The organism is Fictibacillus fluitans (assembly GCF_030418125.1).
In the GTDB taxonomy this organism is placed as follows: Bacteria; Bacillota; Bacilli; order Bacillales; family Fictibacillaceae; genus Fictibacillus_C; species Fictibacillus_C fluitans.
Window position 1 is genome coordinate 251,182 of record NZ_JAUHTR010000001.1, and the last position, 24,573, is coordinate 275,754.

27 protein-coding genes and 2 pseudogenes are annotated in these 24,573 nt (G+C 43.7%); 6 read left to right on the forward strand and 23 right to left on the reverse strand.

All coding sequences use genetic code 11. From position 1 onward, the window contains the following. Positions 1–10: 10 nt before the first annotated feature. The 6 genes and pseudogenes from QYB97_RS01130 to QYB97_RS01160 form a co-directional block, all read right to left on the reverse strand. The gene (locus QYB97_RS01130; RefSeq protein ID WP_301164120.1) at positions 11–403 is read right to left on the reverse strand and encodes a hypothetical protein; all 393 of its coding nucleotides are present in this window, start codon (positions 401–403) and stop codon (positions 11–13) included. Between the two features lie 133 nt (positions 404–536). Then, positions 537–866, reverse strand: coding sequence for a YgiT-type zinc finger protein (locus QYB97_RS01135; protein ID WP_301164121.1), 330 nt, complete (start codon positions 864–866; stop codon positions 537–539). A 66-nt stretch (positions 867–932) separates the two neighbouring features. Next, positions 933–1,565 carry a sporulation-specific diadenylate cyclase CdaS gene (gene cdaS, locus QYB97_RS01140; protein WP_301164122.1) on the reverse strand — a complete coding sequence of 211 codons (633 nt, stop codon included), beginning with the start codon at positions 1,563–1,565 and terminating at the stop codon, positions 933–935. A gap of 106 nt (positions 1,566–1,671) precedes the next feature. Beyond that, the gene (locus tag QYB97_RS01145; RefSeq protein WP_301164123.1) at positions 1,672–3,144 is read right to left on the reverse strand and encodes an MDR family MFS transporter; all 1,473 of its coding nucleotides are present in this window, start codon (positions 3,142–3,144) and stop codon (positions 1,672–1,674) included. A gap of 186 nt (positions 3,145–3,330) precedes the next feature. Next, positions 3,331–4,052, reverse strand: a pseudogene (gene ligD / locus QYB97_RS25155) (non-homologous end-joining DNA ligase LigD). Continuing rightward, entirely contained in the window at positions 4,036–4,221 is a 186-nt protein-coding gene (locus tag QYB97_RS01160) for a hypothetical protein (protein WP_301164126.1), read from the reverse strand. Before QYB97_RS01160 ends, ligD begins: the two are co-directional and overlap by 17 nt. A 78-nt stretch (positions 4,222–4,299) precedes the next feature. Here QYB97_RS01160 and QYB97_RS01165 point away from each other — a divergent pair, with 78 nt between their 5' ends. Continuing rightward, positions 4,300–5,241 (forward strand): ATP-dependent DNA ligase, encoded by a 942-nt coding sequence (locus QYB97_RS01165; protein ID WP_301164127.1) that lies wholly within the window; start codon positions 4,300–4,302, stop codon positions 5,239–5,241. A 41-nt stretch (positions 5,242–5,282) separates the two neighbouring features. Beyond that, a complete protein-coding gene (locus QYB97_RS01170; RefSeq protein ID WP_301164128.1) occupies positions 5,283–5,438 on the forward strand; it encodes a hypothetical protein in 156 nt (51 codons plus the stop codon). 28 nt (positions 5,439–5,466) lie between these two features. Here QYB97_RS01170 and QYB97_RS25160 read toward each other — a convergent pair whose 3' ends face one another. The 3 genes and pseudogenes from QYB97_RS25160 to QYB97_RS01180 all read right to left on the reverse strand — a co-directional run bounded on the left by QYB97_RS25160 (position 5,467) and on the right by QYB97_RS01180 (position 7,782). After that, positions 5,467–5,646, reverse strand: coding sequence for an IS3 family transposase (locus QYB97_RS25160; RefSeq protein ID WP_356948163.1), 180 nt, complete (start codon positions 5,644–5,646; stop codon positions 5,467–5,469). Positions 5,647–5,763: 117 nt separating this feature from the next. Beyond that, positions 5,764–5,902 (reverse strand): annotated as a pseudogene (locus QYB97_RS25260) (IS3-like element ISBt2 family transposase); the annotation flags it as partial. A gap of 332 nt (positions 5,903–6,234) precedes the next feature. Next, positions 6,235–7,782 (reverse strand): hypothetical protein, encoded by a 1,548-nt coding sequence (locus tag QYB97_RS01180; protein WP_301164129.1) that lies wholly within the window; start codon positions 7,780–7,782, stop codon positions 6,235–6,237. Between the two features lie 323 nt (positions 7,783–8,105). Here QYB97_RS01180 and QYB97_RS01185 point away from each other — a divergent pair, with 323 nt between their 5' ends. Both QYB97_RS01185 and QYB97_RS01190 read left to right on the forward strand, forming a co-directional pair. Beyond that, complete coding sequence (locus QYB97_RS01185) at positions 8,106–9,242, forward strand: YibE/F family protein (RefSeq protein WP_301164130.1); 1,137 nt, start codon at positions 8,106–8,108, stop codon at positions 9,240–9,242. Beyond that, positions 9,239–10,027, forward strand: coding sequence for a YibE/F family protein (locus tag QYB97_RS01190; protein WP_301164131.1), 789 nt, complete (start codon positions 9,239–9,241; stop codon positions 10,025–10,027). The genes QYB97_RS01185 and QYB97_RS01190 overlap by 4 nt, the downstream gene beginning before the upstream one ends. Positions 10,028–10,383: 356 nt before the next feature. On the opposite strand, the gene QYB97_RS01195 is transcribed toward QYB97_RS01190, so the two are convergent. The 10 genes from QYB97_RS01195 to QYB97_RS01240 all read right to left on the reverse strand — a co-directional run bounded on the left by QYB97_RS01195 (position 10,384) and on the right by QYB97_RS01240 (position 18,690). Then, entirely contained in the window at positions 10,384–10,680 is a 297-nt protein-coding gene (locus tag QYB97_RS01195) for a DUF6509 family protein (protein WP_301164132.1), read from the reverse strand. 103 nt (positions 10,681–10,783) lie between these two features. Continuing rightward, positions 10,784–12,031 (reverse strand): glutamate-5-semialdehyde dehydrogenase, encoded by a 1,248-nt coding sequence (locus tag QYB97_RS01200; protein ID WP_301164133.1) that lies wholly within the window; start codon positions 12,029–12,031, stop codon positions 10,784–10,786. Beyond that, a complete protein-coding gene (gene proB, locus QYB97_RS01205; RefSeq protein WP_301164134.1) occupies positions 12,028–13,152 on the reverse strand; it encodes a glutamate 5-kinase in 1,125 nt (374 codons plus the stop codon). Before proB ends, QYB97_RS01200 begins: the two co-directional genes overlap by 4 nt. Positions 13,153–13,473: 321 nt before the next feature. After that, entirely contained in the window at positions 13,474–13,722 is a 249-nt protein-coding gene (locus QYB97_RS01210; RefSeq protein WP_301164135.1) for a hypothetical protein, read from the reverse strand. Positions 13,723–13,858: 136 nt separating this feature from the next. Then, positions 13,859–15,130, reverse strand: coding sequence for an ammonium transporter (locus QYB97_RS01215; RefSeq protein ID WP_301164136.1), 1,272 nt, complete (start codon positions 15,128–15,130; stop codon positions 13,859–13,861). Beyond that, entirely contained in the window at positions 15,127–15,537 is a 411-nt protein-coding gene (locus tag QYB97_RS01220) for a hypothetical protein (protein WP_301164137.1), read from the reverse strand. The genes QYB97_RS01215 and QYB97_RS01220 overlap by 4 nt, the downstream gene beginning before the upstream one ends. Positions 15,538–15,691: 154 nt before the next feature. Then, a complete protein-coding gene (locus tag QYB97_RS01225; protein ID WP_301164138.1) occupies positions 15,692–16,612 on the reverse strand; it encodes a dihydrodipicolinate synthase family protein in 921 nt (306 codons plus the stop codon). A 232-nt stretch (positions 16,613–16,844) separates the two neighbouring features. Beyond that, complete coding sequence (locus QYB97_RS01230) at positions 16,845–17,333, reverse strand: DinB family protein (protein ID WP_301164139.1); 489 nt, start codon at positions 17,331–17,333, stop codon at positions 16,845–16,847. A gap of 45 nt (positions 17,334–17,378) precedes the next feature. After that, positions 17,379–18,527, reverse strand: a complete 1,149-nt coding sequence (gene spoIIP / locus QYB97_RS01235; protein ID WP_301164140.1) for a stage II sporulation protein P — start codon at positions 18,525–18,527, stop codon at positions 17,379–17,381. After that, positions 18,511–18,690 carry a hypothetical protein gene (locus tag QYB97_RS01240; protein WP_301164141.1) on the reverse strand — a complete coding sequence of 60 codons (180 nt, stop codon included), beginning with the start codon at positions 18,688–18,690 and terminating at the stop codon, positions 18,511–18,513. Before QYB97_RS01240 ends, spoIIP begins: the two co-directional genes overlap by 17 nt. A 191-nt stretch (positions 18,691–18,881) precedes the next feature. Between QYB97_RS01240 and QYB97_RS01245 the strand changes: the two genes are divergently transcribed. After that, entirely contained in the window at positions 18,882–19,184 is a 303-nt protein-coding gene (locus QYB97_RS01245; RefSeq protein WP_301164142.1) for an HNH endonuclease, read from the forward strand. A gap of 34 nt (positions 19,185–19,218) precedes the next feature. Here QYB97_RS01245 and QYB97_RS01250 read toward each other — a convergent pair whose 3' ends face one another. After that, positions 19,219–19,938 carry a YebC/PmpR family DNA-binding transcriptional regulator gene (locus QYB97_RS01250; RefSeq protein ID WP_301164143.1) on the reverse strand — a complete coding sequence of 240 codons (720 nt, stop codon included), beginning with the start codon at positions 19,936–19,938 and terminating at the stop codon, positions 19,219–19,221. Between the two features lie 141 nt (positions 19,939–20,079). On the opposite strand from QYB97_RS01250, the gene QYB97_RS01255 reads away from it, so the two are divergent. After that, a complete protein-coding gene (locus QYB97_RS01255) occupies positions 20,080–21,198 on the forward strand; it encodes an NAD(P)/FAD-dependent oxidoreductase (protein ID WP_301164144.1) in 1,119 nt (372 codons plus the stop codon). Positions 21,199–21,253: 55 nt separating this feature from the next. Here the strand turns inward: QYB97_RS01255 and QYB97_RS01260 are convergent, their stop codons facing one another. From QYB97_RS01260 to QYB97_RS01270, 3 genes are read right to left on the reverse strand one after another with little or no spacing between them, the layout of a single operon-like run. Then, complete coding sequence (locus tag QYB97_RS01260; protein ID WP_301164891.1) at positions 21,254–22,924, reverse strand: long-chain fatty acid--CoA ligase; 1,671 nt, start codon at positions 22,922–22,924, stop codon at positions 21,254–21,256. 36 nt (positions 22,925–22,960) lie between these two features. After that, positions 22,961–23,740 (reverse strand): enoyl-CoA hydratase/isomerase family protein, encoded by a 780-nt coding sequence (locus QYB97_RS01265; RefSeq protein WP_301164145.1) that lies wholly within the window; start codon positions 23,738–23,740, stop codon positions 22,961–22,963. A gap of 41 nt (positions 23,741–23,781) precedes the next feature. Beyond that, a complete protein-coding gene (locus QYB97_RS01270; protein ID WP_301164146.1) occupies positions 23,782–24,561 on the reverse strand; it encodes an SDR family NAD(P)-dependent oxidoreductase in 780 nt (259 codons plus the stop codon). Positions 24,562–24,573: the final 12 nt, after the last annotated feature.

Genomic DNA, 24,573 nt, shown 5'->3' on the forward strand with positions numbered 1-24,573 from the left:
CAGGGTTTTGTCATACCTCTTTTTTAACGAGATAACCTAAAAGAAAGTAGACGCCGCATACACACAGAATCAGGAATTCAATTGCTTTTCCTAAAGCACCTAGGGAACTAAAAAAGACGATCAGAAGAAAGAGTCCCACGCTCCAGCAGAATACAATAAATCCATTTCTCCATCCTTTTCTTTTTAACCCGAGGGAACCTGATCCTGTTATGAAACCTATTAATGATATACACAATAAAATTACAGCCATGAGCGATAGATCTACTGAAGGACCTGTCTGCGAGCCAAGCGCTTTTCCCAAAGAGGCACCAAGCATATACAGCCCTCCAAATCCCAAGGCTGACAGGATGATGATAATGCCAGCAAAAAGACCAATAGTTCTGGAAACGGTGTATTTCTCCATTGCTCCCCTTCTGCCTTTTGACGTTAAAACCTTTACGGATACTATTCCACAAATCCTGTCCTGTCCCTTCTATTGAAAAAAGCCATGACCCCGTTGGATCAATGGCAATAATTTGTGAAACGATTAATGGGTATTATTTTTTTGCCGCATACCACAATGCACCGGATTCTCCAACGAGTGCCCCTAATAAAAATGCGGAGGAAGACCAAGACCGCTTGTCCCCCGGTTCTGTCATCTCAACAATTTCATATTTAAATGTGCGGGTTCCGTGTTCATTATGCAGATTCCTGGCCACCTGTTTGATTTCGGATAAATGCTTTACAAATTCGTGGTTGTTGCAATGGGTGCAAACAGTAAAAGGCACATTATGAATGTAAAGACTCATTCCCTTATGATATACAGAGACAATATCCAGCATAGGCAAAGCTAATCCATTTTCACAGGTTTTACAGCTTTTCAGCATATTCAGTCTTCCTTTCAATAATAAGTAGGAATACTAGGAGTATATTCATCCCAACAATTAATAGAACTAAACAATAGAGCTTGAAGTAGTAATAGGAAAAAGCGTGCCTCCTACTGCGAACGAGACTCTCCCTGTTTCTTCAGAAACTACCAGGACAAGCGCATCGCACGCTTCTGTTAATCCGATAGCGGCTCTGTGACGGGTACCCAGTTTTTTGTTTCCTGCTTCTATGCCGGATACCGGCAGCACGTTGGAGGCAGAAACAATCGTCTCTCCCCTTACCAATACGGCTCCATCATGAAGGGGATTGCCGGGGTAAAAAATAGATTCGAGCAGGGGAAATGTGAGATCTGCTCCAATCCTGTTTCCCGCACTGATCAATGTTTCAAGGGGTTCTTCCCGTTCAATTACAATCAGAGCTCCGTGCCTTTGACTGGAAAGATGCTGAATACAGGTTGAGATCTCCAGATATTTTTCTGTGTACGGCGAAAGATAGCAGTTTAAATAAAAGGAAGCAGCAACGGTTTGGGTTTGTTCAATTTTTGCTTTTAGTTCTTCAAGGTTTCCCAATAAGCAATAACTCTCTGTTTCCAACGAGCTTAAAAAATGCTGAATCCCCTGGTTGACTTGTTGAAGGTGATCAACAATCTGCTCTTTCATCGAGGAGGTATCGCAATCTTCTCTCATCTCTGCACCCATTTCCGTCCACTCTCTCTCCGAGTGTCTTAATTAGTTCCTTTTTCTATTCTTTACGCCTCTTCTGCCTTTTATAAGAAAATTTGTCATAAAAAAAAGCATGGAATGATTATCCATGCTTTAAATATCGATAGTTTTGGCTTTTCGCTTTTTTTCGTTTGATTAACGCAAATGATATAAGAAAGCTTAAGGCTGCGGCCAGCAGCATGCCGCCGTGGATAGCATGCACCCCAGAAGCGAGGATGCCGTGCATCTCTGACAGCTTGTCCGCCTGAACATGTCCTTCACTGAACGAAGCATTGAAGTTCAGGTCTCTCTCACCTTTTTTCGCTGCTTCAGAAAGCAAAGTCAGGTTAAAAATGGTTCCAAAAATGGCAGAACCCAATGTCTGGCTGAAAGTGTTTGTAAAGGTGTTCAGCGCCACTGCCACCCCTCGTTCTTTTTGTTGAACGGAAGCTTGAATCGTAAGCATGAATATCGGGGTAATGAGCCCCATGCCGAGCCCTACCATTCCCGTTGCCATGTAAATAAAGGCGGAAGGTGAATCGGCAGTTAGCGAGAACATGAACAATGAAGAAGCCGTTACTATCCCAGTTCCCAGCGTAATGATCCAGTTGGGCTTCATCCGTTCCACGAGCTGGCCGGAAAGAATGGCTCCCAGGGTCCAGCAGACCGGCATCGGCATCAAGACAAAGCCTGCTTCTGTCGCGCTTTTTCCCATGACTCCCTGGCTCCAGATAGGAAGATAAACGGTTATGCTGATGACAACTCCGCCCACGAGCAAGGTTAAAAGGTTGATAAGTGAAATGTTGCGGTTGGAAAATAGATGAAGCGGAATCAAAGGCTCAGGCGATCTCCGTTCGACGCCATAAAAACCGATATAGGCCAAAAGTGTAAAGATAAGCAAGCCGATAATAACCGGGCTGCTCCAATCTTGTGACTGGCTTCCTTCCAAAAGAGCATACAAAAAAGCAATCGTCCCAACAGAAAAAATCGCCGCTCCTTTGTAGTCGATGTACGGCTTTACTTTTTCGATATCTTCCTTGTAGTTTGCTGCAAGCATAATAAAGGCAACCAGCCCAAACGGAATGTTCAAGAAAAAGATGTAGCGCCAGGACAGAGTATCCACCAAAAAACCGCCCATAAGCGGCCCGAGTACTCCGGCCACACCCCATACTGCGCTAATCCAGCCCTGCGCTTTTGCCCGGTCTTTGGTTTCTGTATACAAATCACCGATAATCGTCATGGTGACTGGCATAACTGCCCCGGCTCCGAGACCCTGTATGGCACGAAAAAGAATGAGCTGACCCATCGACTGGGCGAGCCCGCACAGAGCGGATCCTGCCAGAAATACAATAATCCCCATCAGCATCACTTTCTTGCGTCCGAACAAATCTGCGAGCTTTCCATAAATCGGTGCGGAAACTGCTGTTGCCAGCATATAGATGGCATACACCCAGCTCACCAGTTCAATGCCTGACAAATCACTGGTGATCCTTGGCACGGCCGTACTGACAATCGTTCCTTCCATCGCGGCAAGAACCGTCACCAGCAGCAATGCTCCCATTATTTTTTTTCTCATGTCTCTCCCCCTGATTCACCAGGCTTTTGTACATTGTCCTGATGATGAAATCTGTCATACCCCCAATGGGATAGAAACGTTCAACATTTTAGGTAAACCCAACAAGCTATTTTATCACTTCAGATTTCAATAAGCCATATTTTTGAAAACACTTTTTTTAAAACAAGGACTCGTCTTGTAAAGGGATTAGCGTTTCAAATCTCCATTTTTCTGACGATACCCTGTAAAAGATAGTATTTCATGGATACGTGAAGTGTTCTCTTCTTTAACCCTCTGTTGCGTTAAAAGGAGGTCTCCTTTTTCTCTAATTCGTTGAAGGACTACAGCTGGAGTAAAATCACCAGGGTGAAAACCTGTACTTATTTCTTCCCAGGTGACCGGGGTTGAAACCGAACACTTCTCTGTTGCCCGAAGACTATAGGGAGCAACGATTTTTCTTCCCTTCCATAACTGCAGGTAATCAAAATAAAGTTTGTTTCCCCTTCTTTCTTTTACCCTCTCCAAGGTGACTTTTCGACCGTGCTTTTCATAAATATACTGTGCAATAAAGTGATTGACTTTTCTGGCCTCGTCATAGGAAAATAACGGCTCTATTGGTACATAAACATGCATTCCGGTTTTTCCCGAGGTTTCACATGACTGGTTAAGCCAAGCCCGTCCAGTACCTCTTTCAGCACCAAGGATATTTCAAGGACGAGTCCAAAGTCTTCACTTGAATGATCCAAATCAAACACCAGATCGGTCGGGAAATCCGGTTTACTGTATTGATCAAACAGGACGTGAAACTCCAGCGCTCCCCAATTGGCAAGCCCGAGCAAAGTCGCTTTATCATGAAGAAAAATCCGTTCTTTTTCTTTGAAAAAGGTACCCGCCAGCCATTCCGGCGCGTTTTCAGGTCTTGAACGCATGCGGATACAGCCAATACATCAACATCCTGTCTTTCGTATAAGGAAGCAGGAATTCGGAGACTTCTAATAAATAGCGGATATAATCAGCCTTCGTAAAATTGAACTCATCCCAGAGTATCTTTTCCGGATGTGAAATCGAAATGACTTTACCATCTACTTGTACTTCCATGAAGATTCCTCCGCACTATACATTACTGATGCAGCTAGTGTAAACGATTGTCGTCAATCTATACCCGAGGTGAACATAATGGATCCCCTTTTTCCCATGGAACCTAAAAGCGCGGCAACCATTCCTGTTTCTTCAAAGTGGATAGCCCAAATTAAATGGGACGGCGTACACATACTTACCTATTTCGATGGCGAAAACACGCGCCTTTATAATAGGAAGAAAAAAGAGCGTACACAAAATTATCCGGAATTAACATCCATTCAAACCTATTGTTCTGCCGAACCTGTTATCTTGGATGGTGAAGTTATAGCGCTTGGGGATAACGGAAGGCCAAGCTTTCATAAAGTAATGAGAAGAGATGGTGTAAGGAACCTTGATCGAGTACAGCTTCTTCAGCATCAAGTCCCCATTACCTACATGATTTTCGATGTTCTCTTTTCCAATGGCGAATGGATGACAAACCGGCCGCTATCGGAACGAATATCATTGCTTTCTGAAATCATTACGCCGAATGACCATATACAGCTGGTTCGCTCCCATGAGAATGGCGAAGCATTATTTAAAGGAATAAAAAGCTCCGAAATGGAAGGCATTGTCATGAAACAGCTGGAAAGCTCCTATTATATTGGAGAGAAAAATGAGGTTTGGCTGAAGATAAAAAATACCCTGGATGTCAATGCTGTGATTGGCGGATATACCTTGAGCGGCGGTGTGGTGAATGCGGTTCTTCTTGGCTTATTTGATGGCCAGGGCCAATTTGTTTATATCGGCCATACAGGTACAGGAAAGTTTAGCGTTCAAGATTGGCACTATTTAACTGCACGGCTTCGTTTAATTGAAGTCCCTGATCGGCCTTTTGCGAATCCGGTTGAACGGCATCGGGACGCAAACTGGGTAAAACCGGAGGTCACTGCCAAGATCCATTTTGCAGAATGGACAGAAGCGGGAAAACTGAGACAGCCCAGCATACAAGCGATGCTTGATGTACCTCCTGAAGAATGCAACTTTCGAAACACATAGAAAGGAAAAAATGATTCATACTAAACGTGAGGTGAAAAACAATGACAGAACGAACTGGGCATAATGATATGGAAGAATATAAGCCGGACGTCAACCGGCCAGCAGAAACACCGGCTGAAGCACACCGTATGGTAACGGTGAACAAAGCAGAAGAAGTGTTAAAGAACAAAAAAGGCCAGCTGCCTAGACTGACCTAGTCATATGAGACAGTAATAAAACACCTTCTTAGGCTGCCATGTCACCAAACTCTATTGGTGTGTGGTAGCCTAATTTTTCTTGGATACGCTCTTCGTTATAATACCTCATAAATTGATCTACACGTTCTATTACTTCTTCTAAAGACAAAGAATGGAATTTAACATACTGAAATTCCTCTGATTTTAGGTTCGAATGAAAAGACTCAATGACTGCGTTGTCCCAACAGTTTCCCCTCCGATTTCTTTTTCAGCTCCTTTTGGATCTCCAAATACTTTTTTAAGATGTCATTCTCCTGCTTTAATTGACTCATTTGGCGTTCTTTTTTCTCTTCATCCGTTGAACTCTCGGGTCCATGTCCATAGGAATATTGTTTTCCTATTGGCTGGTCGAACCGATAGACCTGATTTTCACGATACCATTTCATCCACGTTTTGATTTGAGACACATTTTTAATCCCATACTTCTCCATGATTTCTTGATTCGTAAACTGACCACTCATCTTATCTTTAACTACAGCCCATTTAATCTCATTTAAATATACGTTTTTGCCCATGCAAAAACACCTCCGAATTAGTACTTGTTTTAAGTGTACCATTTCGAAGGTGTTTTATAGTGTCTCAATAATTTAGGTTAGTCTAGCCTGAAAAATAAGGTAGCCGGCTTTTTTGCTTACATAGGAAAAGGTTTATGGAAAGATCAATAGTACATTATCATGAAGAAAGAGATCATGATGACTAAAATGGCGTTTAAAAGATCTTTAATGCAAAAACAAGTATCTTTATAAAAATCTTACTTTTATCCTCCTACTGTACTGTTACATGGACCAATAAATGTTTGAGGACTTACTCGTGAAGTAAACGTTGTAGAAAAAGTTTGCCCCATATTGTTGTCAGCAAGAATGGACCATGTGGCTTGGTTTGCCGTTAAGCTGATGCCGATAATAATGTCAAAAACTCCCCTAAACGTATTCCCCGCTGCTTCTGCAGTTCCTTCAATGATGGCTGATGTTCTATCAATGCAAGTGATACGAATTCGTCGCCCTTGAACAAAATTAATGGTAGTCCCGCCAGAACCAAAGGTAATGTTAAAATTATCAACATTCGGATTGCAATTCGGACCTCCAGTAAAACATTCTACTGCTGTTACATTAATAGTACCCACCAATGTTGCCGCTGCTCCCTGATTTGTAATATCAACTGCAGCGGTAGCACCATTACCAGCCACTCCCAACCTGAGTTTACAAGGGCAATTGGTTATTACTCCAGGACAACTTACTTGTGTTCCTTGGGAAACCGTATAAAGTGTTGGAGGAACACCCGCCACCGCAGAAGCGATCACATCCACTGAAGTTAACTCTGTTCCAGGGGGAATGGTAATGGTTGTGGTAAAATTCCCATTTGCATCAGTTGTTGCGGATGGGATTGCAGCACCTACGTCAGGAAAGGTTTCAAATGTGACTGTTACTCCAGCCTGCGGTGTACCATCACAGCTTAAGTTGCCTGAAATCGTACCTTCACAAATTACAGGAGGAACCGTTAAAACGATGGAGCAAGGATCTGGGCAATCTACTGTAATCGTAGACGTTGTGGAAAGTACCTGTCCGTTCACGATCGTTGTAGCAGTAATAGTAACAATTGTACCGGCCGGAGTTCCGGGTGCCACCCTTACCCCTGCTGTGAAATCTCCTGCTGAGTCGGTTGTTGTAGTGTTTTGATTAAAACTTACCCGAGGATCACTGCTAGTTAGTGTTACTACTGCCCCCTCAATTGTTTGACTCCCGCAAATCACTCTTCCCATTAAAAAGCCTTCACAGACTATGGTACTTTCGGACATAAACATGTCAATCCTGCATGGTCCTGGCGGGCACTCAGCGACAGTAGTTGCTGTTGTGAAGACGGTACCTATACCCGTTGTAGCGGTTGCATGAATGGCTACAGCTGTTTCAGGAAGGTTCGCTGGAACAGTGACGGCAACCGAAAAATTTCCCGATGCGTCAGTTAAAACCGGATTTGGTGTGAAAGTTAAAAGGGGTGGATCCGCAGTTATTGTGACAGGGATTCCAGCAACTGGTGTTCCATCACATCTAACCTGACCAGTTATAATATCATCACAAACGATTTCGGCTTGCACAAAGATATTGATTGTGCAAGGGTCGGGAGGTAAAACCTCTATTACTTCTACATTTTTACAGTCTACCAAAACCATTGCCCCGTTTAACGTAGAGCCCCGAACACAATCCACTTCTGTTCTTAAAAATTGAAAAGATACTGGCTGCCCACCGGATGTTAAAATAATATTATCTCCTGCCATAAGGTTTCGCAGTATTTTGCAAATACAACTCATGTTCGTACATTTCCACATACAGTTGCACATACTATCCATATCTATTTCCTTTCTGCAGATATAAATAGTACAGTTTATTCAGTCAAATTTCCGTTGTATAGGTGCAAGCCTTTTACATCCATCATTTCCACGGAATTTCCTTTAACATGATGTTGGCTTTTATTTCAGTGACCTTCATTGGTAAGCCTTTTGCCTGTCTACTTATTTGGTTTTTTTAAAATATTTTTGTTATCATAAATCCGTTGTACATGAGAATAAATTTGAAGAGGATTCACGGAATAATATGCTATGCTGTGTATTCCTTCTTGAAAGTAGGCACTTTGATGAATGTTATAGTAAATAAGTACAAAGGATTAACTAGTAAATCAATTTTATTGTATACCGTTATCGTCATATGTTTTGTTTCTTCCATATTGTTTGTTAACCATAATAGTACTTTTTACAAACAAACGGTTGCCAAAGTAACCAATATTCATTTGCAAGAGAAGAAGCAAGTAAAAGATATGCATAATAATGAAGATCAAATATTTACACAGAGTATTACAGCTGAGATCAAGAACGGAAAATACAAAGGTAAACTCGTTCGTTTAACGAATGATTATTCTTCTTCGGGAGCTTATGATCAACAATACAAAATCGGGAATGAATTATTTATTTCGATAGATAAGAATTCCAAGAAACAGAAATTAACCGGATCCATAAATGATGCAAAACGTGACAAGTATCTTGTACTTGTCGGATGGATTTTTATCTTAACTTTACTTCTTGTCGGAAAAAAGCGGGGACTTTTCTCATTAATCAGCTTGTTGGTTAATGCTTTGTTACTATCCTTTGCCTTGGATTTCTATGTTAATCATTCTTATAAAAGCCTGGTATGGATCTGCAGTATACTGGTTATTTTGTTTACGGTTATTTCCCTGTTACTCCTTAACGGTTTAAATGAAATGACATATGCGGCGATCGTAGCCACACTGCTGGGAATCTTTCTGACTTTGCTTGTTACATATGTCTCTATTAAGTTTACGGCTGGCAATGGTCTGAGATATGAAGAAATGCAATTTCTTACACGTCCTTATGAATTGGTTTTCATGGCAGGTCTTTTGGTCGGCTCGTTGGGAGCTGTCATGGATGTTGCTATTACAATTTCTTCTTCTGTCTTTGGGCTCTATGAAAAGAATGGTGACATAAGCTTAAAAGCACTTAAACAATCCGGAATGGAAATTGGAAAGGATGTAATGGGAGCTTTAACAAATATTTTGTTTTTTGTTTATGCTGCCGGATCCATTCCCTCAATGATCTTGTATTTAAAAAATGCTTCTTCATTAGGCTTTACCCTTTCTATGAACCTTTCTTTGGAAATTGCTCGTTCCCTGGCTGGAGGAATTGGAATTATGCTGACCATTCCAATAGCAGTCTATACGTCTGTCTATTTCGTGAATCAAAAGAGGAAAAGAATATGAATGCATTGGTGGTCTTATCCGTTATTTTATTTATATTAATGTTGCTTATTGGTGGAAAAAGAGGAGTACGGTCTTTTATTTCTTTGTTTTTTAATTTTGGTATGCTAATGCTAACCATATTCCTAATGCTCGATCCTCACATGAACCCAATGATTGTTACCCTGATTTCATCAGCCGTTATTAGTTGCATTAATCTCTTTTTTATTAATGATGTAAATAGAAAAACAGCAACAGCGTTTCTTTCTACTCTTATCACGATTGTTATTTTACTTTTATTTATTAACATCGTTTCAACCGTGTCAATGACTCAAGGATTTGGGAAAGAACAATCAGAGGAACTTGCAACATTTTCTCTTTTGGTTGGTGTGGATTTTGCCAAAATCGGAGCCTCAGTGGTTATTATCAGCACAATCGGCGCTATTACGGAGGTTGCCATATCCATTACTTCATCAATGGGGGAAACATTGAATCATCACCCTAACATTAGCAGGAAAGATTTATTTTTATCTGGAATGAGGATTGGGAAGGATATTCTTGGTACAGATACCAATACGTTATTTTTTGCCTTTTTTGGCGGCTATCTGGCCTTGCTGATCTGGTTTAAGGATTTACACTATTCTCTGGGAGACATCGTGAACTCAAGAATCTTTTCTGCAGAAATGATCACGATTTTTTGCGCGGGAATTGGAGTAGCTCTGATTATTCCAATTACTTCTTGGATAAATGCCTATTTTTCGGTGAAAGCCAGAGAAAAGCAAGAAGATGTGAAAACAAGGGAAAAGTAATGGAAAAGTATAAATTAAAAATAACCACCAAAAACGCGGCAGTTTCTCTGCACTGTTTTGGTGGTTATTTTGTGTTTTCAAGTAAATACCGCATTCCTCTGGAATGGTTTTCCGCTTTGATCAAATTCGGTAATCGATAAATTACATAAAAGCAACCAGATGAAATTAATAAAAAACATTGTCTTATTAATTATTTCATTACATTCGATTTTAATAGTATCCCAAGCATCTACTAGCCTGTATGTATTTGTTATCCACTATTATACAAAACCATCGTTTCTTGAAAAGATACTAGGATAACTCGTTAGTTGAACCAGTTTTAAGACTTTAATAGGACCCATTCGGGGAAATTGTTCTTAATGTGTCCCTTCATTGCTTACCTTGCTTTTACAGAACGCTTCCAGTTCTTGTTCTTCTTCTTCTTCCAGTTCAAAATCAAGAACATTATTCGTATAGTTTTCCAAAAGTGAATATTGTACAATTCGTGAATTTTCAGGCGTAACTACATAAATCAATTTGACATAAATTCCGTCTTTCATATAAAGTTCATCATCCTCATCTACATCAATGTGAATGATAAATTCATATCGTTCCCCTTCCAAAATTCCTGTAGGGTCTTGCAGTTTGTCCATGGAGTGCCTTGTAATTTCCATTTCATTCATTCCTTTCGACTATGTTCTCTTTATTATACCCTTAAGTACCGCTAAACAACGAACTGGAGCAGCACATGTCAGTCTGCTCCTTTAAATGTTAGGTTTATGGACGGATTTGCCCGTTGCCCCGGATTACATATTTGCTTGATGTTAAAGCAGGCAATCCCATTGGCCCCCGGGCATGCAGTTTTTGGGTACTTATGCCTATTTCCGCCCCAAAACCAAATTCAAAACCGTCGGTAAACCGGGTTGAAGCATTATGATAGAGTGCGGCGCTATCTACGAGCTGGAAAAAGAGATTCACGTTTTCTTCATTTTTTGTGATGATAGCTTCTGAGTGTTTTGAACCGTAATGATTAATATGTTCAATTGCTTCTTTTGTACTGGATACTCTCTTTAGCGCCAACACGTAATCCAGGTACTCGGTATGCCAATCTTCTTCTGTTGCCACGGTAACTGAAGGAAATGATTTTCCCAGAGCAGCATCCACTCGTATTTCCACGCCATGTTGCTGAAGGGTCTCTACTAATTCCTTTACATTTTCTTTTGGCCAACTTTCATGTACAATCACCTTTTCAATGGCGTTACAAACGGATGGCCGTTGGGTTTTGGCATTAACAACGATATCAATGGCCATCTTCTGATCCGCTGTTTCATCAATATAGATATGGCAGTTGCCTGCGCCTGTTTCGAGAACGGGGACGGAGGCATTCTCAATTACCGTCTGTATCAATGCTTTTCCTCCCCTGGGAATTAAAACATCGAGGTATTGGTTAAGCTTGAACAGCTGGGAAGCGGTCTCACGGCTCGTATCTTCTATCAACTGTACAGCATCGGCAGGAAGATCACTTTGTTCTAGCGCCTGGTGAATCACATGCACCAGTGCTTTATTGGAATGGATAGCAGACGAGCTTCCCCTCAGAAGCACAACGTTTCCCGTTTTCAAACAAAGACTGGAAGCATCGACCGTTACATTGGGCCGAGCTTCATAAATCATTCCAATTACTCCTAGCGGAACAGCGACTTTTTCTATCGAAAGACCATTTGGGCGTTCAATTCGTTCAAGAACTTCACCGGCCGGGTCCGGCAATTGGGTGAGCTGCTGTAGTGCTCCAGCCATGTCTTGAATTCTAGTCTCGTTAAGCATGAGGCGGTCGATCAGCGATTCGTGAACCCCCTTATCCCGTGCTGTTTCAATGTCCTTTAAATTCTCCTGGAGAATAAAAGGCGTTTCCTGAATTAACTGATTGGCAATAAACCGGAGTGCTTCATCTTTTTGCTCGGTCGATTTCGTCAGCATGTCACTTACGGCTTCTTTTGCCTTTTTCGCTTTCATCAGCAATTCACTCATATTGTTTTCTCCTTTGCCATGGATAGCCACTTGTTTCGATGAATGACTTCCGAATGTGGATTGTTGGTGTGCATTTTCGCATCCTGGCTTGCCATTCCTTTAATCTGGTTCAGCTCTTCAGAGGAATATTGAACCTGCCCTTTTCCGATTACTTCCTGATTTGAATTGATGATTTCGACCACATCACCTGCTGCAAACAGTCCGCTGATGTTTTTGACACCGGCCGGGAGCAGGCTTTTTCCTTCATGTAAAATCGCCCGGGCTGCTCCGTCATCAACTTCAACTGCACCACTAAGCGGAGAGTGAAAAGCGATCCATTGTTTTTGCGTTTTTAACGCAGGAGCAAGCTGACTGCCAATATAGGTACCGTCTCCTTTGCCTTCCAATATGTCCAATAGCTTAACATTCCCGCTGCCAGTCCCCACGAACACCTGAACCCCAAGGGATAAAGCAGTTTTGGCTGCTAATAGCTTGGATTTCATTCCACCTGTGCCGAATTTTGAGGACGAAGGATTATTGGTCATTCCAAGGTGTTCATCCGTAACTTCCTCAAGAAAGTCATAACGCCGGGCCGTTGGAATCGTCCGCGGATTCTGGTCATACAAACCGTTGATATCGGTCAATATGATGAGATGATCCGCGTGAACGAGCCCGCTGACAAGAGCGGAAAGCATATCGTTGTCTCCAAAGGTTAATTCGTCGATGGATACTGAATCATTTTCATTAATGATTGGCAAGACTGACCGCTTTAAAAGTTCGGTTAATGTTGCATATGCGTTCGTGTACTGTTCATTTTTAAAAAAGTCATTTCGTGTTAAGAGCAGCTGTGCGGCTATAATGCCATGCTGTTTAAAAACCTCTGTGTATGCCTGTATCAGCAGTCCTTGTCCAACTGCTGCTGCCGCTTGTTTGCCTGCTGTTGTCACCGGTCGGGACGGATACCCTAAATCCGCAAACCCGGCTGAGACAGCTCCCGATGAAATCAAGACGACTTCATGTCCCTGCTTGCGAAGTTCCGCGATGGCGCCGGCATGCTCCTTGATTTTTTCCTGGCTCAACCCGCCGTTTTTGTTCGTAAGTGAGCTGCTTCCGATTTTGACGACAATACGTTTTTTTCCCATAAACCCAACCCCTTTCATTAAATCAAAAAAGACCCTTCCCATCCTGTAATAAGGACGGAAAGAGTCTGTTATCCGCGGTACCACCTTCATTAGCATCATCTGTTGATGAGGCTCTCTTTAACCCCGTAACGTGGGCAGACGGTCAGGTTATTAACCAGACGGCTCGAGGAGTAGGTTCAATTGGGGCATGACGATGGAATCTTTCAGCCGGTGGATTCCAATCTCTTACGTATGCCTTTCAATTTACTGGTTCCTGTTAACGCGCTTTGCAATTTTAAAATATATTATGCTACACGTTGTCTATAATTGTCAAGAAAATTCTTATAATTCATTTTGTTGATTGATTTGGCTGATCTCTTCTTCCAATGCTTTTCTTTTCCGCATGTGACGGTAGTGCGGCTCGCAATAGCCCTTGCAAAAATGGCGGCGGGGACAGCCTTCGACCTGACAGTTCTTTTTAACTAAAGTGACTTCCGGGTCCCCATGTCTTGCCCACCGTTTATAATGCATGTGGCAAAGCCCTCTTCCTGCCACGGGTTTTTCGCATCCTTCAATTTTACATGTTTTCATTTTCTTGCACCCGCCTGTTGTATAGTACTGCCATTATACCATTTTCGTTCTTTATAAAGAAATAATCGTGCTTCAAAAAGAATAAAGAAAAACGCCCTTTCTATGAGAAAAGGCGCTTTTTAATCTGGCACAAGTATTAATCTTCTTTGTAATGAAAGTAATTGCTCTCATATTTAATGAACTCTTGTTCCTGAAAGGCGGCGACCATACCATGATAGCTGATATCCAGTCCCACTTCTTCTTCCTCTTCTGTAGAACGGACAGGTATCCACAGCTGAATCAATTTCAAACCCAGCCACGTCAGGACAAATCCCCATGTGCATAGCACCAAAAGGCCGAGCAGCTGAACGCCGAGCAAATGCCAGCTTCCTGTCGTAAACAAGCCATTATCGGTTGCAAACAGGCCAACGGCAATCGTTCCCCAAATACCGGATGCGGCATGAACAGGAAATGCTCCGACCGGATCATCAATCTGCTTGATTTCCAGCCAGTGTGTCGCCAACAGCATAACGAGTCCCGAAACAACGCCAATCAATATTGCGGATGAATCACTGACAAACGCACATCCGGCAGTAATTCCAACCAATCCTGCCAGAGACCCGTTAATGACGGAAGGTGCGTCAGACCGTTTGTAGCGGAAAAGGGTAAAGAGCATGGCTGTAGCTCCGCCTGATGCTGCGGACAGCATGGTCACGACGGCAATGTGGCCAATCCTGACATCCGTTGCGCTTAATGTACTTCCTGCATTGAATCCAAACCAGCCGAACCAAAGTAAAAAGGCTCCGACTGAAGCTAATGGAAGGTTACTAGGCAATGAGACGGTACTTATACCCTTAGACGTGAATTTCCCTTTCCGCGGCCCGATAAACATGGACGCAGCCAGTGCTGAGAAACCTCCCAGGGCATGAATGACGCCCGATCCCGCAAAATCCTGCATTCCTAGTTTGCCGAGCCAGCCTCCGCCCCAGACCCAATGACCGGCGACTGGATAAATGAAAATAGTCATGAGCACCGCATAAAGAATATAAGCGCGAAAATTGATTCGTTCCGCCACAGCTCCGGATACGATGGAAATGACCGCAATGACAAAAGCAGCCTGGAAGAGCCAAAATGTATCTGTGGAAATTAAAAAGTCCAAATGGGACAAATCCCCTTTAATCATAAATCCATTGGTACCGAATAATCCTAACGCGTCTTTTCCGTACATCAGCCCAAAACCTAGCAAATAAAAACATAACGTGCCGATAGTAATATCAGCAAAAACCTTCATAATGATATTCACATTGTTTTTATGGCGAACAAATCCTGCTTCAAGCAGTGCGAAACCACCCTCCATTAATATAATCATAGCCGCGGTCAAAACCACCCAAATGGTATCAATGCCAGTGTTTAACGTATGTATCGTCATGATGGGAAATTCTCCATTCTATAAGTGCTCCTTACCTCTCTGAATATGGTAGTTGATAGTGTAATTTCTTCCTTGTGATCTTCCTGCAGATAGCGAATTGAATGATTCAGCTCAAAAAGTCCTTGCTTCAGGCGCTCTATCTGCTTTAATGGTTCTTTTACATGGGCGATATATTCAACCGCCTGGTGATGGCTTGGCGAACGGCCGGCAAATAATTTTCTCATGGGAGACAGTGATTGATAGAAAGCTTCCTCGGCATTTTTCTTTTTCACATACTTATTAATCTTGTTTTTGATCTTATCTATCTCTTGTTCCTTCTTCGATCGAATGGCGTACATCACCTCTACTAATTCGGTTTCCGTCATATGCATATTCACATTTTGATTAAGATCATCTTGTACTATCATGTAAATACCCCTTACAATTCAATGTTATATTTTCTAACATTATATCGAAAGAGTTTCTGTTTCGTCAATAACGGAATGTTGAGAATATTGCTGTTTTTTGCAATGACATATAAAAAAACCCCCCTTTTATCCAGGAGGGTTAAATAAATAATAATTATTTTGTTGGAACTGCCGATTCATTCAGCAGCTGCTCCATGAAGTTTTTGATTTGTGCTTTCTTTTCCTCGTTTAAAGGTCTGGCAGGCGCCAATACATCCGTCGAAATCTCAAGGCCTCGCAAAGCGATCGCCTCTTTGGCCACATTTACAAATGGCGAATCCAGTTTGTATAAGGAAAGGGTCGGCGCCAGTTTTCTGTGCAATTCAATGGCTCTTTTGTAATCTCCGTTTTTAAATGCCTGATAGATACCAACAGAAATTTCAGGTACGAATGACGCGGTAAGAGGAATGGAACCGTCTCCTCCCAGTGATAAGGTATTTACAAAATGATCATCATAACCAGAGAACACCGCAAAATCCTCCTTATAGGCTTTAACGGTATAAATCATTTCCCTCGTATGTCCTACCGAATCTACTGTTTCTTTAATACCCACAATATTTGGATACGCTTTCACCATGCTCAGCACAAACTCAGGCGAAAGATCTTGTCCGGTAAGACCCGGAAAGTTATACAGCAAGATTGGCAAATCAATGGCTTCTGCAATGTCTGCATAATGCTGGAAGAGATTTTCCTCTGTAAGCGTCCAATAATATGGATTGATCACAACAATGCCATCTGCCCCTGCATCCTTGGCATGGCAGCTTAATTCAAGAGTGTCCAGTGTGCTTGGGGTCCCTGTTCCGATTAAGACCGGAACACGTCCATTGACATAACGGATTGCAAAGGCGGCGACTTCTTTTCTAAGATCGATTGGCATCTGGCTGAATTCTCCGCCAGACCCAAGAAAAAACAACCCATCCACCTTTGATTCAATCAAAAAGTCGATAAGTGCCCCCATTCCCTTTTCATCTAATTTTCCTTCTTTATGAAGGATGGTTGGAATTGGCGGAATTACTCCATGAAATTTTACAGGCATTTTCATCTCTCCTCTTTCGTGTGCTAGGATCTACTTAGTTAAACTATTAACTGAGCTTAATATGTAATGGTTATATATTGTTCTATAATATAAAACTCAGTTTTTGATATTCTTAATTTAGTGTACCATTTTTTCTGAAATATTTGAATTCCGAGAAACAAAATGATGAAATATTCTTTATTGATTTATTATTTTTAATAATAAAAATACGGTACGTGAAATTATTTAATTATTAATCAACACCCAAAACATCTGTATTAGGCGGCTCAATGCCCTGTGGCCTCATCATTGCCATGACTTGTCCTTTATGATGAAACTCATGAGTCACCGTATGAAACAGCAATTGCCTGGGCGTAATGGAGAGAGATTCTCCTGTATCTCGCCACGGGATGATTCTATTAACCGGCTCCCCCATCCTTCCTTCATACTCATTAAAGACTTTATTCGCGTAACGATCTGCTTGCAAAAATCTTTCCCTTATGTCGTCCTGGCCCATCTCTTCCACCCTGTTTTTTGGAGTAATTGGCGTTTTGGTCTGCAATAAGAGAAAAGAGCCCAGCCAGGCATGGTAGCAATCGGCTGTATGAACCAGCAAATTGCGAATCGACGGATAACCGAATCCCTCCACGTTCGCAGTCAGCATTTCGGTTGTCAGAGTGCCGCAAGCGTCCAGCATGATCTTCCTTGTCTGTTTCACCCATTCATATTCAGTCCTGTCCATGTTTTCCTCTCCTTTACACAAAAAAAGAGCTGATTATTCAGCTCTTTACTGTTTCTTTGTTTCACTGCCGTTCACCTTCTCCGCCTGCCAGTAAAAATCTCCAAAAACATCGGCAAACGCGTCAGTGGTTCGATACAATTCACGGAAGTCGTTATCAATGCCTCCTACCTCAATCAGCATGGCATTGTTGGAAAGGTCCTGATTATAGATGCCGTTTCCTTCATACTTGTTTTTAATGATGACACCCCTGCTTAGATGCGGGTATTTTTGATTGACCTGTCGGTTGAGCTCTTCAGCCAGCTGCAAATTCTTTTCAAACGACGGGTGCTCCCGGCCAACGATAAAACAAATTCTCGCGTAATCCTGGTTTTTGATCGAAATTGTCGTCAGCTTTCTTGGCTGTGAGTCGCGGTGAATATCAATGAAATAGGATAGCTTCCGGTTTTGGGCAACAGCCTGCTGGACGGTTTCACGGGAAAGTGCATAAGCCTTGCCTGTTCCCCATTTCCTGGCATTCAGCTTTTCCCCGACATTAGACACATCATGGGATGCTCCGATTCCCCGTGTCTCTAAATCCTGCTTCAGCCGGTCCCCGACCGATATGATGTTGGTCTTCGGATCGGTGCTCGTGAATTTTCCGCCTTTCAGCACAGGGCGGAACGATTCGTAGCTATGGGAGTGATAGATATAAACAACTTGTCCTGCTGTGTTCTGCTTTGGCGGTGGAAGGTTCTTTTCAGGCTGTTCCACGTCAACGTTCTTATCATTCGGCTCGTTGGGCTGCAATACTTCCTGCAAAGGCAGGGTTGGTTCAATCGGCAGTGTGGAATAATTGGTTCCTTTGCCTGCAATGTAAATTTCTGAATCAAAAATGGCAAAGCCCGGCAGCTCTGAGCCGAGCAGGCTGCGGGGGTCACCCGGACGCAGGCTCGTCATGAGCTGCAGCATCACGGAAGAAAGAGCAGGCGGCTTGCTTTCTTTTGGAAGTACCTGCGTATAGTACGGATTTTCTGAACCGATTGCGTACACCATCGCTTCAGCAGTGAAGTTGTTGAACCATTTCTTTACAATAGAAGATGAAACATCAAACTTGAATTCAGCAGATGAGACAAACCCGGCAATAAAAAAAAGAAGAATGCTCAAAAGAGATATCTTTAACCCTGTTGAGAAAACCCGGTTATTGCTGTTTCTCATCCCATTCCTCCTCCTTGATCTCAACGGCCATATACACCAGACTGGCCATGATAAGCCCGGTTATTAAAAAGCTGACAGTAAACAAGGGCGAGAGGTACAAATAACTGTAAACGGTGGTGACAATCATTAGCAGCAGCCAGAAGTAAACTTCCTGAAGTTTCATGTCATTTCCCTTCTTCCATTTCGTTTCTAGTAAACTATATTCAAATTGAGAGAGTTTATTCTGCATTTGGAAAAAGTTTTTTTAAAATGAAGCAGGAGTTGCTAGTTTCACTGCCTGGTCCTTCAGTGTTTAATTTTCACAGAAAAAGGTGACATAATTAAGGAGAGAAAAAATGTGAGGATTTGATGTTCATGGCTAAAAAAGTGATCGGAACATGTGAATTGTGCGGAAGGGAGAACACAGAAACAACCATACACCATCTGACCCCAAAGGAAATGGGCGGCACCTTTAAACCAACTGCCTCCCTTTGCCTGCCGTGTCATAAGCAAATTCATGCCCTTTACACCAACGAGGAGCTGGCAGCAAGGCTGAATACGATTCAAAGCTTGAGGGCAGACGAAAAAATAAGCAAATTCATTAAATGGATCAGAAAGCAGCCGGCTACAAGGCTGATCAGGACACGGAAATCAAGAGAGCGGAAAAAGAGAACATAAAAAAAGACCCTGATCGTCAAGGTCTTTCATCACTTTATTCTCCCAAGTCTACATTATGGTATACCTGGCGGACATCTTCCAAATCTTCAAGCGTATCAACCAGCTTTTCAAACTGTGTCAGTGAATCTTCCGGCAGGCTTACGTCGTTTTGTGCGAGCATGGTTAATTCAGCCGTTGTAAATTCTGTAACCCCTGCCTGCTTGAACGCTTCCTGAACCGCATGGAATTGATCCGGTTCCGCATAGACAATCACAGCGTCATCCTCTTGAACAATGTCGCGCGCATCAACATCGGCTTCGAGAAGAATTTCCATCACTTCTTCTTCCGTTTTGTCTTCAACTCCCAAAACAGCCGTCGCATCAAACATATAAGCAACAGAGCCGGACACACCCATGTTTCCGCCGTTTTTCGTAAAGGCTGCACGAACCTCCGCAGCGGTGCGGTTCACGTTATTGGTCAGCGCATCAACGATTACCATCGATCCGTTAGGTCCGAATCCCTCATAGCGCAGTTCATCATATGTCTCGTCGGAACCGCCCTTTGCTTTTTCTATCGCACGGTCAATGATGGCTTTGGGTACACTGTATGTTTTTGCCCGCTCCAGCACGACTTTTAATGCCTGGTTGGACTCGGGATCCGGTTCGCCCTGCTTGGCTGCCACATAAATCTCACGGCCAAACTTAGCATAGACCCGGCTTGTATTCGCGTCCTTTGACGCTTTTTTTTCTTTAATATTATTCCATTTACGTCCCATTAAGTTCCACTCTCTTTCAACTTCGTTTTCATTCTGTCAATGTGTTCAACAACTCTTATTATACATAAAATGGACTTTTTTCTCCATGAAAGGATTCGGGTATAATAAAAGAGGAATTTTCTAAACAAAGGATGCTGATTCATGCAAAACGTTATTATCATCGGCGGCGGAATTCTTGGTACTTCTGCTGCTTATCTGTTAAGCAAACAAAATGTAAAGGTTGTCCTCATTGACCGGAAAGACAGTGGACAGGCAACCGATGCGGCTGCAGGCATCATTTGTCCGTGGATTTCCCAGCGCCGAAACAAAGCATGGTATGCGCTAGCGAAAAACGGAGCGGCGTTTTATCCCGGACTTATCACCCAGCTTGAAGAAGATGGTGAAGCTGACACCGGCTACGCCCGGGTAGGAGCTGTCAGTTTGCATCAGGATGAAGAAAAACTGCGCAAAATGAAAGAACGCGCTTTGAAACGTAAAGAAGACGCACCGGAAATGGGAGAGATTACCCTATTGTCACCGGAAGAAACACAGAAAAGGTTTCCGCTCCTGCCTGGTGATACGGGTTCAGTTTATGTAAGCGGCGCCGCCCGTGTCGATGGCCGGGCGCTTCGGGATGCGCTTGTTCGCGGAGCGGTCAGGCACGGGTCAGTGCATGTTCAGGACAGCGCTTCTCTTCTTTTTACTGAAAAAAAGATAACCGGCGTCAGGGCCGGTGAGAAAACGTATGAAGCAGAAACGGTGATCATTTGTGCGGGAGCCTGGGCCAATTCGCTGCTTGAGCCACTGGGCTTACATATGAAAATCACCTTCCAAAAGGCGCAAATCGCCCACTTGAAGATTACACACGAAACAGAGTCCTGGCCGGTTGTTATGCCACCAAGTGATCAGTATGTTCTTGCGTTTGACCGTGGGAAAATTGTGATCGGTGCTACTCACGAAAACGATCCGGCGGGTCATGATACCAGAATTACAGCCGGCGGGATGCACGAAGTTTTTGCCAAAGGGATCACCACCGCTCCCGGCCTGGCCGATGCAGAATTTACTGAGGCCCGTACCGGCTTTCGCCCGTTTACCCCTGGTTTCCTGCCAGTCGTTGGCCCGGTTCCCGGCTGGGATGGTTTGCTGTTTGCCAATGGGCTTGGCGCGTCTGGTCTTACCATGGGACCATTCATCGGAAAACAGCTGGCACTGCTGGCTCTTGGACATGAGCCTGATCTCGACCTTTCTCCTTATGATGTTCAAGGAGCAATGGAACTATAAAAAGACAGCGGTTCATGGCCACTGTCTTTTCTTTTTGTTGCAAAAAGGATAAAAATTACTTGGAAGCGTATGCTTCCTCTTCCTGCAGCTTTCTCCAGAGAATTTTTCCGCTGGCTGTAGTTGGAAGCGTTTCTCTGAACTCAAGTATTCGCGGGTATTTATAGGCAGCCATTTGCTCTTTGGACCAGTCAATGATGTCCTGTTCGGTTATCTTGTTCTTATGCTCTTCATTTAAAATGATAAACGCTTTTACGGTTTCGCCCCGTTTCGGATCCGGAATACCGACCACACAGGCTTGATGTACTGCAGGGTGGTTATAAAGGAGGGATTCCACCTCGGTCGGCCACACCTTGAATCCCGAGGCGTTGATCATCCGTTTTACCCGGTCCACCATAAAATAATAGCCTTCCTCATCATAGCGTCCGATATCACCTGTTCTGAAAAAGCGTTTTCCGTCTTTTTCAAAAAATGCCTGCTTCGATTCTTCCGGCCGGTTGTAATATTCCAAAAACACTTGCGGGCCAGCCACAACGATCTCCCCGATTTCCCCGGCTTTAAGCTCTCTTAATGTCGCAGGGTCCACAATCCGAGCATCCACATCAAAGGACGGAATGCCGAGACACTGAAGCTTTGGCCGGTCCGGCGGATTAAAATGCGTATGGGAGATGGTTTCTGACAGACCATAACCTTCCACAAAGTTCACTCCGAGAAGCTTATAAAGCTTTTCTCCTACTGCTTTTGGAAGCGCGGCTCCACCTCCTGCCACGCTGGCCAGGGAGGAAAAATCATAATCCTTAATGTCCGGGTTGGAAAGAAAATCAATCACCATAGTGCTGATATTAATCCAATGGGTTACCTTCTGCGATTGAATCGTTTCAGCGGCAGCATTCCGGTCCCACCGGGTGAGCACCGCAATTTGGGAACCCGCAAAAATCGGGGCATGCATGCTGTGCAGCATCCCCGTTACATGAAAAAGAGGAAGAGTGGCTAGGTGAACGCTGTCCGACATGGTGTTCATCCAGTTGACCGCACCGATGACATTGGCCTGTATCGTCCGGTTTGTATGTACACAGCCTTTCGGCAATCCAGTCGTTCCCGATGTGTAAGGAAGGCAAACAATGTCATCCGCACGGCCTTTATAAACAGAAGGAGCAATCTCGCGCTCAAGCGCTTCCTGCCAGCCATGATGATCATCGCGGTTTACAGGCTTCCGGCTTTCCCTGACAGAAGCCGGAACATAGTGAGCGGTTCTTTCGCTGCTAAGATACTCAGAGTACGCCCCGATCAAAATATGCTGCAAGGAAGTCCCTTCTAACAGCGGTGAAATCTGAGGATACAGCTCCTGGCTCACAATTCCGGCGCTGATCTCACAGTCTTTGATGTAAAACTCGAGTTCATGTGCGGTATTCATCGGATTTAACGGCACCACGGTACCACCTGCCCTCATGATGGCATAACAAGCAATGATATACTGAGGAGAATTTTGCATAAACAGCATCACCCGGTCACCCTGCCGAACGTTCATTTCCTCCTGCAGCCAGCCGGCAATCCAATCCACCTGCTGCAACAGTTCTTCATAGGACAAGCGTGCACCATAAAAAGACAAAGCGGTTTTCTTTGGATACCGGCGGGCGGAAACCTGCAGGTTATCATACAGTGTCGTCTCGGGGACAGTCAGTGTTTTGCTGACCCGTTTTGGCCAATAGGGATAGTGGCTTGTGTTCATCATTAGCCTCCTGTCATTTGTTCATCCTGCCCTTATCTACTTGCCCGTAAAAACAGGCTGCCTTTTTTCTTTAAATGCCGAAATACCCTCCTGATGGTCTTCTGTAGTGATCATCAGCGTCTGGTTCAGCCGCTCCTGCTCCAGCATTTCCTCAAGGGTAGACTGATAGGAAGCGTCAATCAGCTTTTTCATTTTTCCATATGCTCCCACCGGTCCGTTGGCAAGCTTTGCTGCCAGTTGGCCTACTTCTTCCTCCATTTTCTCAAGCGGCGACAAATAGTTGATCACACCAAGCTGATACAGCCGTTCTGCAGGAATAGGCTCTGCGCTGAAAAAGAATTGTTTGGCAAGGTGAGGGCCAATCAATTTTGGCAAAAAGTAAGATCCTCCTCCGTCCGAAATCAGGCCCACCTGGGAGAAGCTGAGTGCGAACTTGCTGTCTTCGGCGGCAACAATCAAGTCGCATGCCATAGCCAGATTGAATCCGGCTCCTGCCGCAAAGCCATGTACAACCGCAATAATAGGAATCTCTGTTTCTTTCATTGTCAGGATACACCGGTTCAGCTTGCCGATATGTTCATAAACATCCTTTGGTGTTGCCTGTCCCATTGTTTTCACATCTCCGCCGGCAGAGAATGAACGGCCTGCTCCTTTCAGGATAATCACCTTAACTTCACCAGAATTTTGAGCAGTCTTCAGAGCTTCAGTCAAATCGCTGATCATTTCCTCACTGAATGAGTTCAATCGCTCCGGCCGGTTTAGCGTCAGTGTTAAAATCGGTCCCTCTGCTTCAATTAAAAGATGGTCTTGTTCCATGCTAATTCCTCCTTTTTAAGTTTGGATTCAGTTTGCAAGCACTATTTAATAAGCCAGCCGCCATCAGCGAGAACGTCGGATCCGGTCATATAGGAAGCTTCAGTGCTTGCAAGGAAAGAGATAATGCTTGCAATCTCTTCAGGCTTGCCGATCCTCTTCAGCGCCGTGTTTTTTTCGATCGCTTTAACGAACTGTTCGTTCTCCAGCCCTTCTTCGGTCAGCGGCGTCTCGATAAATCCAGGTGAAACCGAATTTACGCGGATACTATAGGGAGAGAGCTCCAATGCGAGCGCTCTTGTAAAATTGATGACTCCTGCTTTGGCTGCACTGTAATGAGGAATATGGGCACCGGCCTGATGTCCTGACAGACTCGCAACATTCACAATGGCACGGTTGGCGTTTGGCCCACTTTCCTTTTTTATTCCCTCAATCATCACATTGCCGAGAATGCGTGAAACAAGGAAGACGCTTTTTAAATTGGCGCTTTGTACATAATCCCATTCACTGACTGGTGTTTTCAGAATGGACGTCTGGCTGCTGCCGCCTGCATTGTTCACGAGAATGTGCAGATCACCGAAACGAGTTTGCACATGATCTGCCAGTTTTTGCACGTCTTTTTCATTGGTAACGTCCGCAGAAAAAATTTCAGGCTTTTGCAGGACTTCCTTTTTGCTGATTTCCGAAGCAGCATCTTCCAGTTTGGAAACCGTTCTGCCAACGAGGAGAACCTGAGCTCCGCCTTCTGCCAGTTTCATCGCCACCGCTTTTCCGATACCGCTTCCTGCTCCAGTCACAAGTGCAATTGAACCTTTAAATTTCATCGTTTATCTCCT

What these genes read in the sequence shown, in the direction of transcription:
- proB (WP_301164134.1), bottom strand. Translation starts at nt 13,152, where the DNA reads ATGGGAAAAAAACGTATTGTCGTCAAAATCGGAAGCAGCTCACTTACG.
- QYB97_RS01185 (WP_301164130.1), top strand. Translation starts at nt 8,106, where the DNA reads ATGAATGTTATAGTAAATAAGTACAAAGGATTAACTAGTAAATCAATT.
- QYB97_RS01160 (WP_301164126.1), bottom strand. Translation starts at nt 4,221, where the DNA reads ATGGAAGTACAAGTAGATGGTAAAGTCATTTCGATTTCACATCCGGAA.
- QYB97_RS01255 (WP_301164144.1), top strand. Translation starts at nt 20,080, where the DNA reads ATGCAAAACGTTATTATCATCGGCGGCGGAATTCTTGGTACTTCTGCT.
- QYB97_RS01270 (WP_301164146.1), bottom strand. Translation starts at nt 24,561, where the DNA reads ATGAAATTTAAAGGTTCAATTGCACTTGTGACTGGAGCAGGAAGCGGT.
- QYB97_RS01265 (WP_301164145.1), bottom strand. Translation starts at nt 23,740, where the DNA reads ATGGAACAAGACCATCTTTTAATTGAAGCAGAGGGACCGATTTTAACA.
- QYB97_RS01135 (WP_301164121.1), bottom strand. Translation starts at nt 866, where the DNA reads ATGCTGAAAAGCTGTAAAACCTGTGAAAATGGATTAGCTTTGCCTATG.
- cdaS (WP_301164122.1), bottom strand. Translation starts at nt 1,565, where the DNA reads ATGGGTGCAGAGATGAGAGAAGATTGCGATACCTCCTCGATGAAAGAG.
- QYB97_RS01145 (WP_301164123.1), bottom strand. Translation starts at nt 3,144, where the DNA reads ATGAGAAAAAAAATAATGGGAGCATTGCTGCTGGTGACGGTTCTTGCC.
- QYB97_RS01180 (WP_301164129.1), bottom strand. Translation starts at nt 7,782, where the DNA reads ATGAGTTGTATTTGCAAAATACTGCGAAACCTTATGGCAGGAGATAAT.
- QYB97_RS01190 (WP_301164131.1), top strand. Translation starts at nt 9,239, where the DNA reads ATGAATGCATTGGTGGTCTTATCCGTTATTTTATTTATATTAATGTTG.
- QYB97_RS01215 (WP_301164136.1), bottom strand. Translation starts at nt 15,130, where the DNA reads ATGACGATACATACGTTAAACACTGGCATTGATACCATTTGGGTGGTT.
- QYB97_RS01210 (WP_301164135.1), bottom strand. Translation starts at nt 13,722, where the DNA reads ATGAAAACATGTAAAATTGAAGGATGCGAAAAACCCGTGGCAGGAAGA.
- QYB97_RS01260 (WP_301164891.1), bottom strand. Translation starts at nt 22,924, where the DNA reads ATGAACACAAGCCACTATCCCTATTGGCCAAAACGGGTCAGCAAAACA.
- QYB97_RS01250 (WP_301164143.1), bottom strand. Translation starts at nt 19,938, where the DNA reads ATGGGACGTAAATGGAATAATATTAAAGAAAAAAAAGCGTCAAAGGAC.
- QYB97_RS01240 (WP_301164141.1), bottom strand. Translation starts at nt 18,690, where the DNA reads ATGAAACTTCAGGAAGTTTACTTCTGGCTGCTGCTAATGATTGTCACC.
- QYB97_RS01245 (WP_301164142.1), top strand. Translation starts at nt 18,882, where the DNA reads ATGGCTAAAAAAGTGATCGGAACATGTGAATTGTGCGGAAGGGAGAAC.
- spoIIP (WP_301164140.1), bottom strand. Translation starts at nt 18,527, where the DNA reads ATGAGAAACAGCAATAACCGGGTTTTCTCAACAGGGTTAAAGATATCT.
- QYB97_RS01130 (WP_301164120.1), bottom strand. Translation starts at nt 403, where the DNA reads ATGGAGAAATACACCGTTTCCAGAACTATTGGTCTTTTTGCTGGCATT.
- QYB97_RS01230 (WP_301164139.1), bottom strand. Translation starts at nt 17,333, where the DNA reads ATGGACAGGACTGAATATGAATGGGTGAAACAGACAAGGAAGATCATG.
- QYB97_RS01170 (WP_301164128.1), top strand. Translation starts at nt 5,283, where the DNA reads ATGACAGAACGAACTGGGCATAATGATATGGAAGAATATAAGCCGGAC.
- QYB97_RS01195 (WP_301164132.1), bottom strand. Translation starts at nt 10,680, where the DNA reads ATGGAAATTACAAGGCACTCCATGGACAAACTGCAAGACCCTACAGGA.
- QYB97_RS01225 (WP_301164138.1), bottom strand. Translation starts at nt 16,612, where the DNA reads ATGCCTGTAAAATTTCATGGAGTAATTCCGCCAATTCCAACCATCCTT.
- QYB97_RS01165 (WP_301164127.1), top strand. Translation starts at nt 4,300, where the DNA reads ATGGATCCCCTTTTTCCCATGGAACCTAAAAGCGCGGCAACCATTCCT.
- QYB97_RS01220 (WP_301164137.1), bottom strand. Translation starts at nt 15,537, where the DNA reads ATGATAGTACAAGATGATCTTAATCAAAATGTGAATATGCATATGACG.
- QYB97_RS01200 (WP_301164133.1), bottom strand. Translation starts at nt 12,031, where the DNA reads ATGAGTGAATTGCTGATGAAAGCGAAAAAGGCAAAAGAAGCCGTAAGT.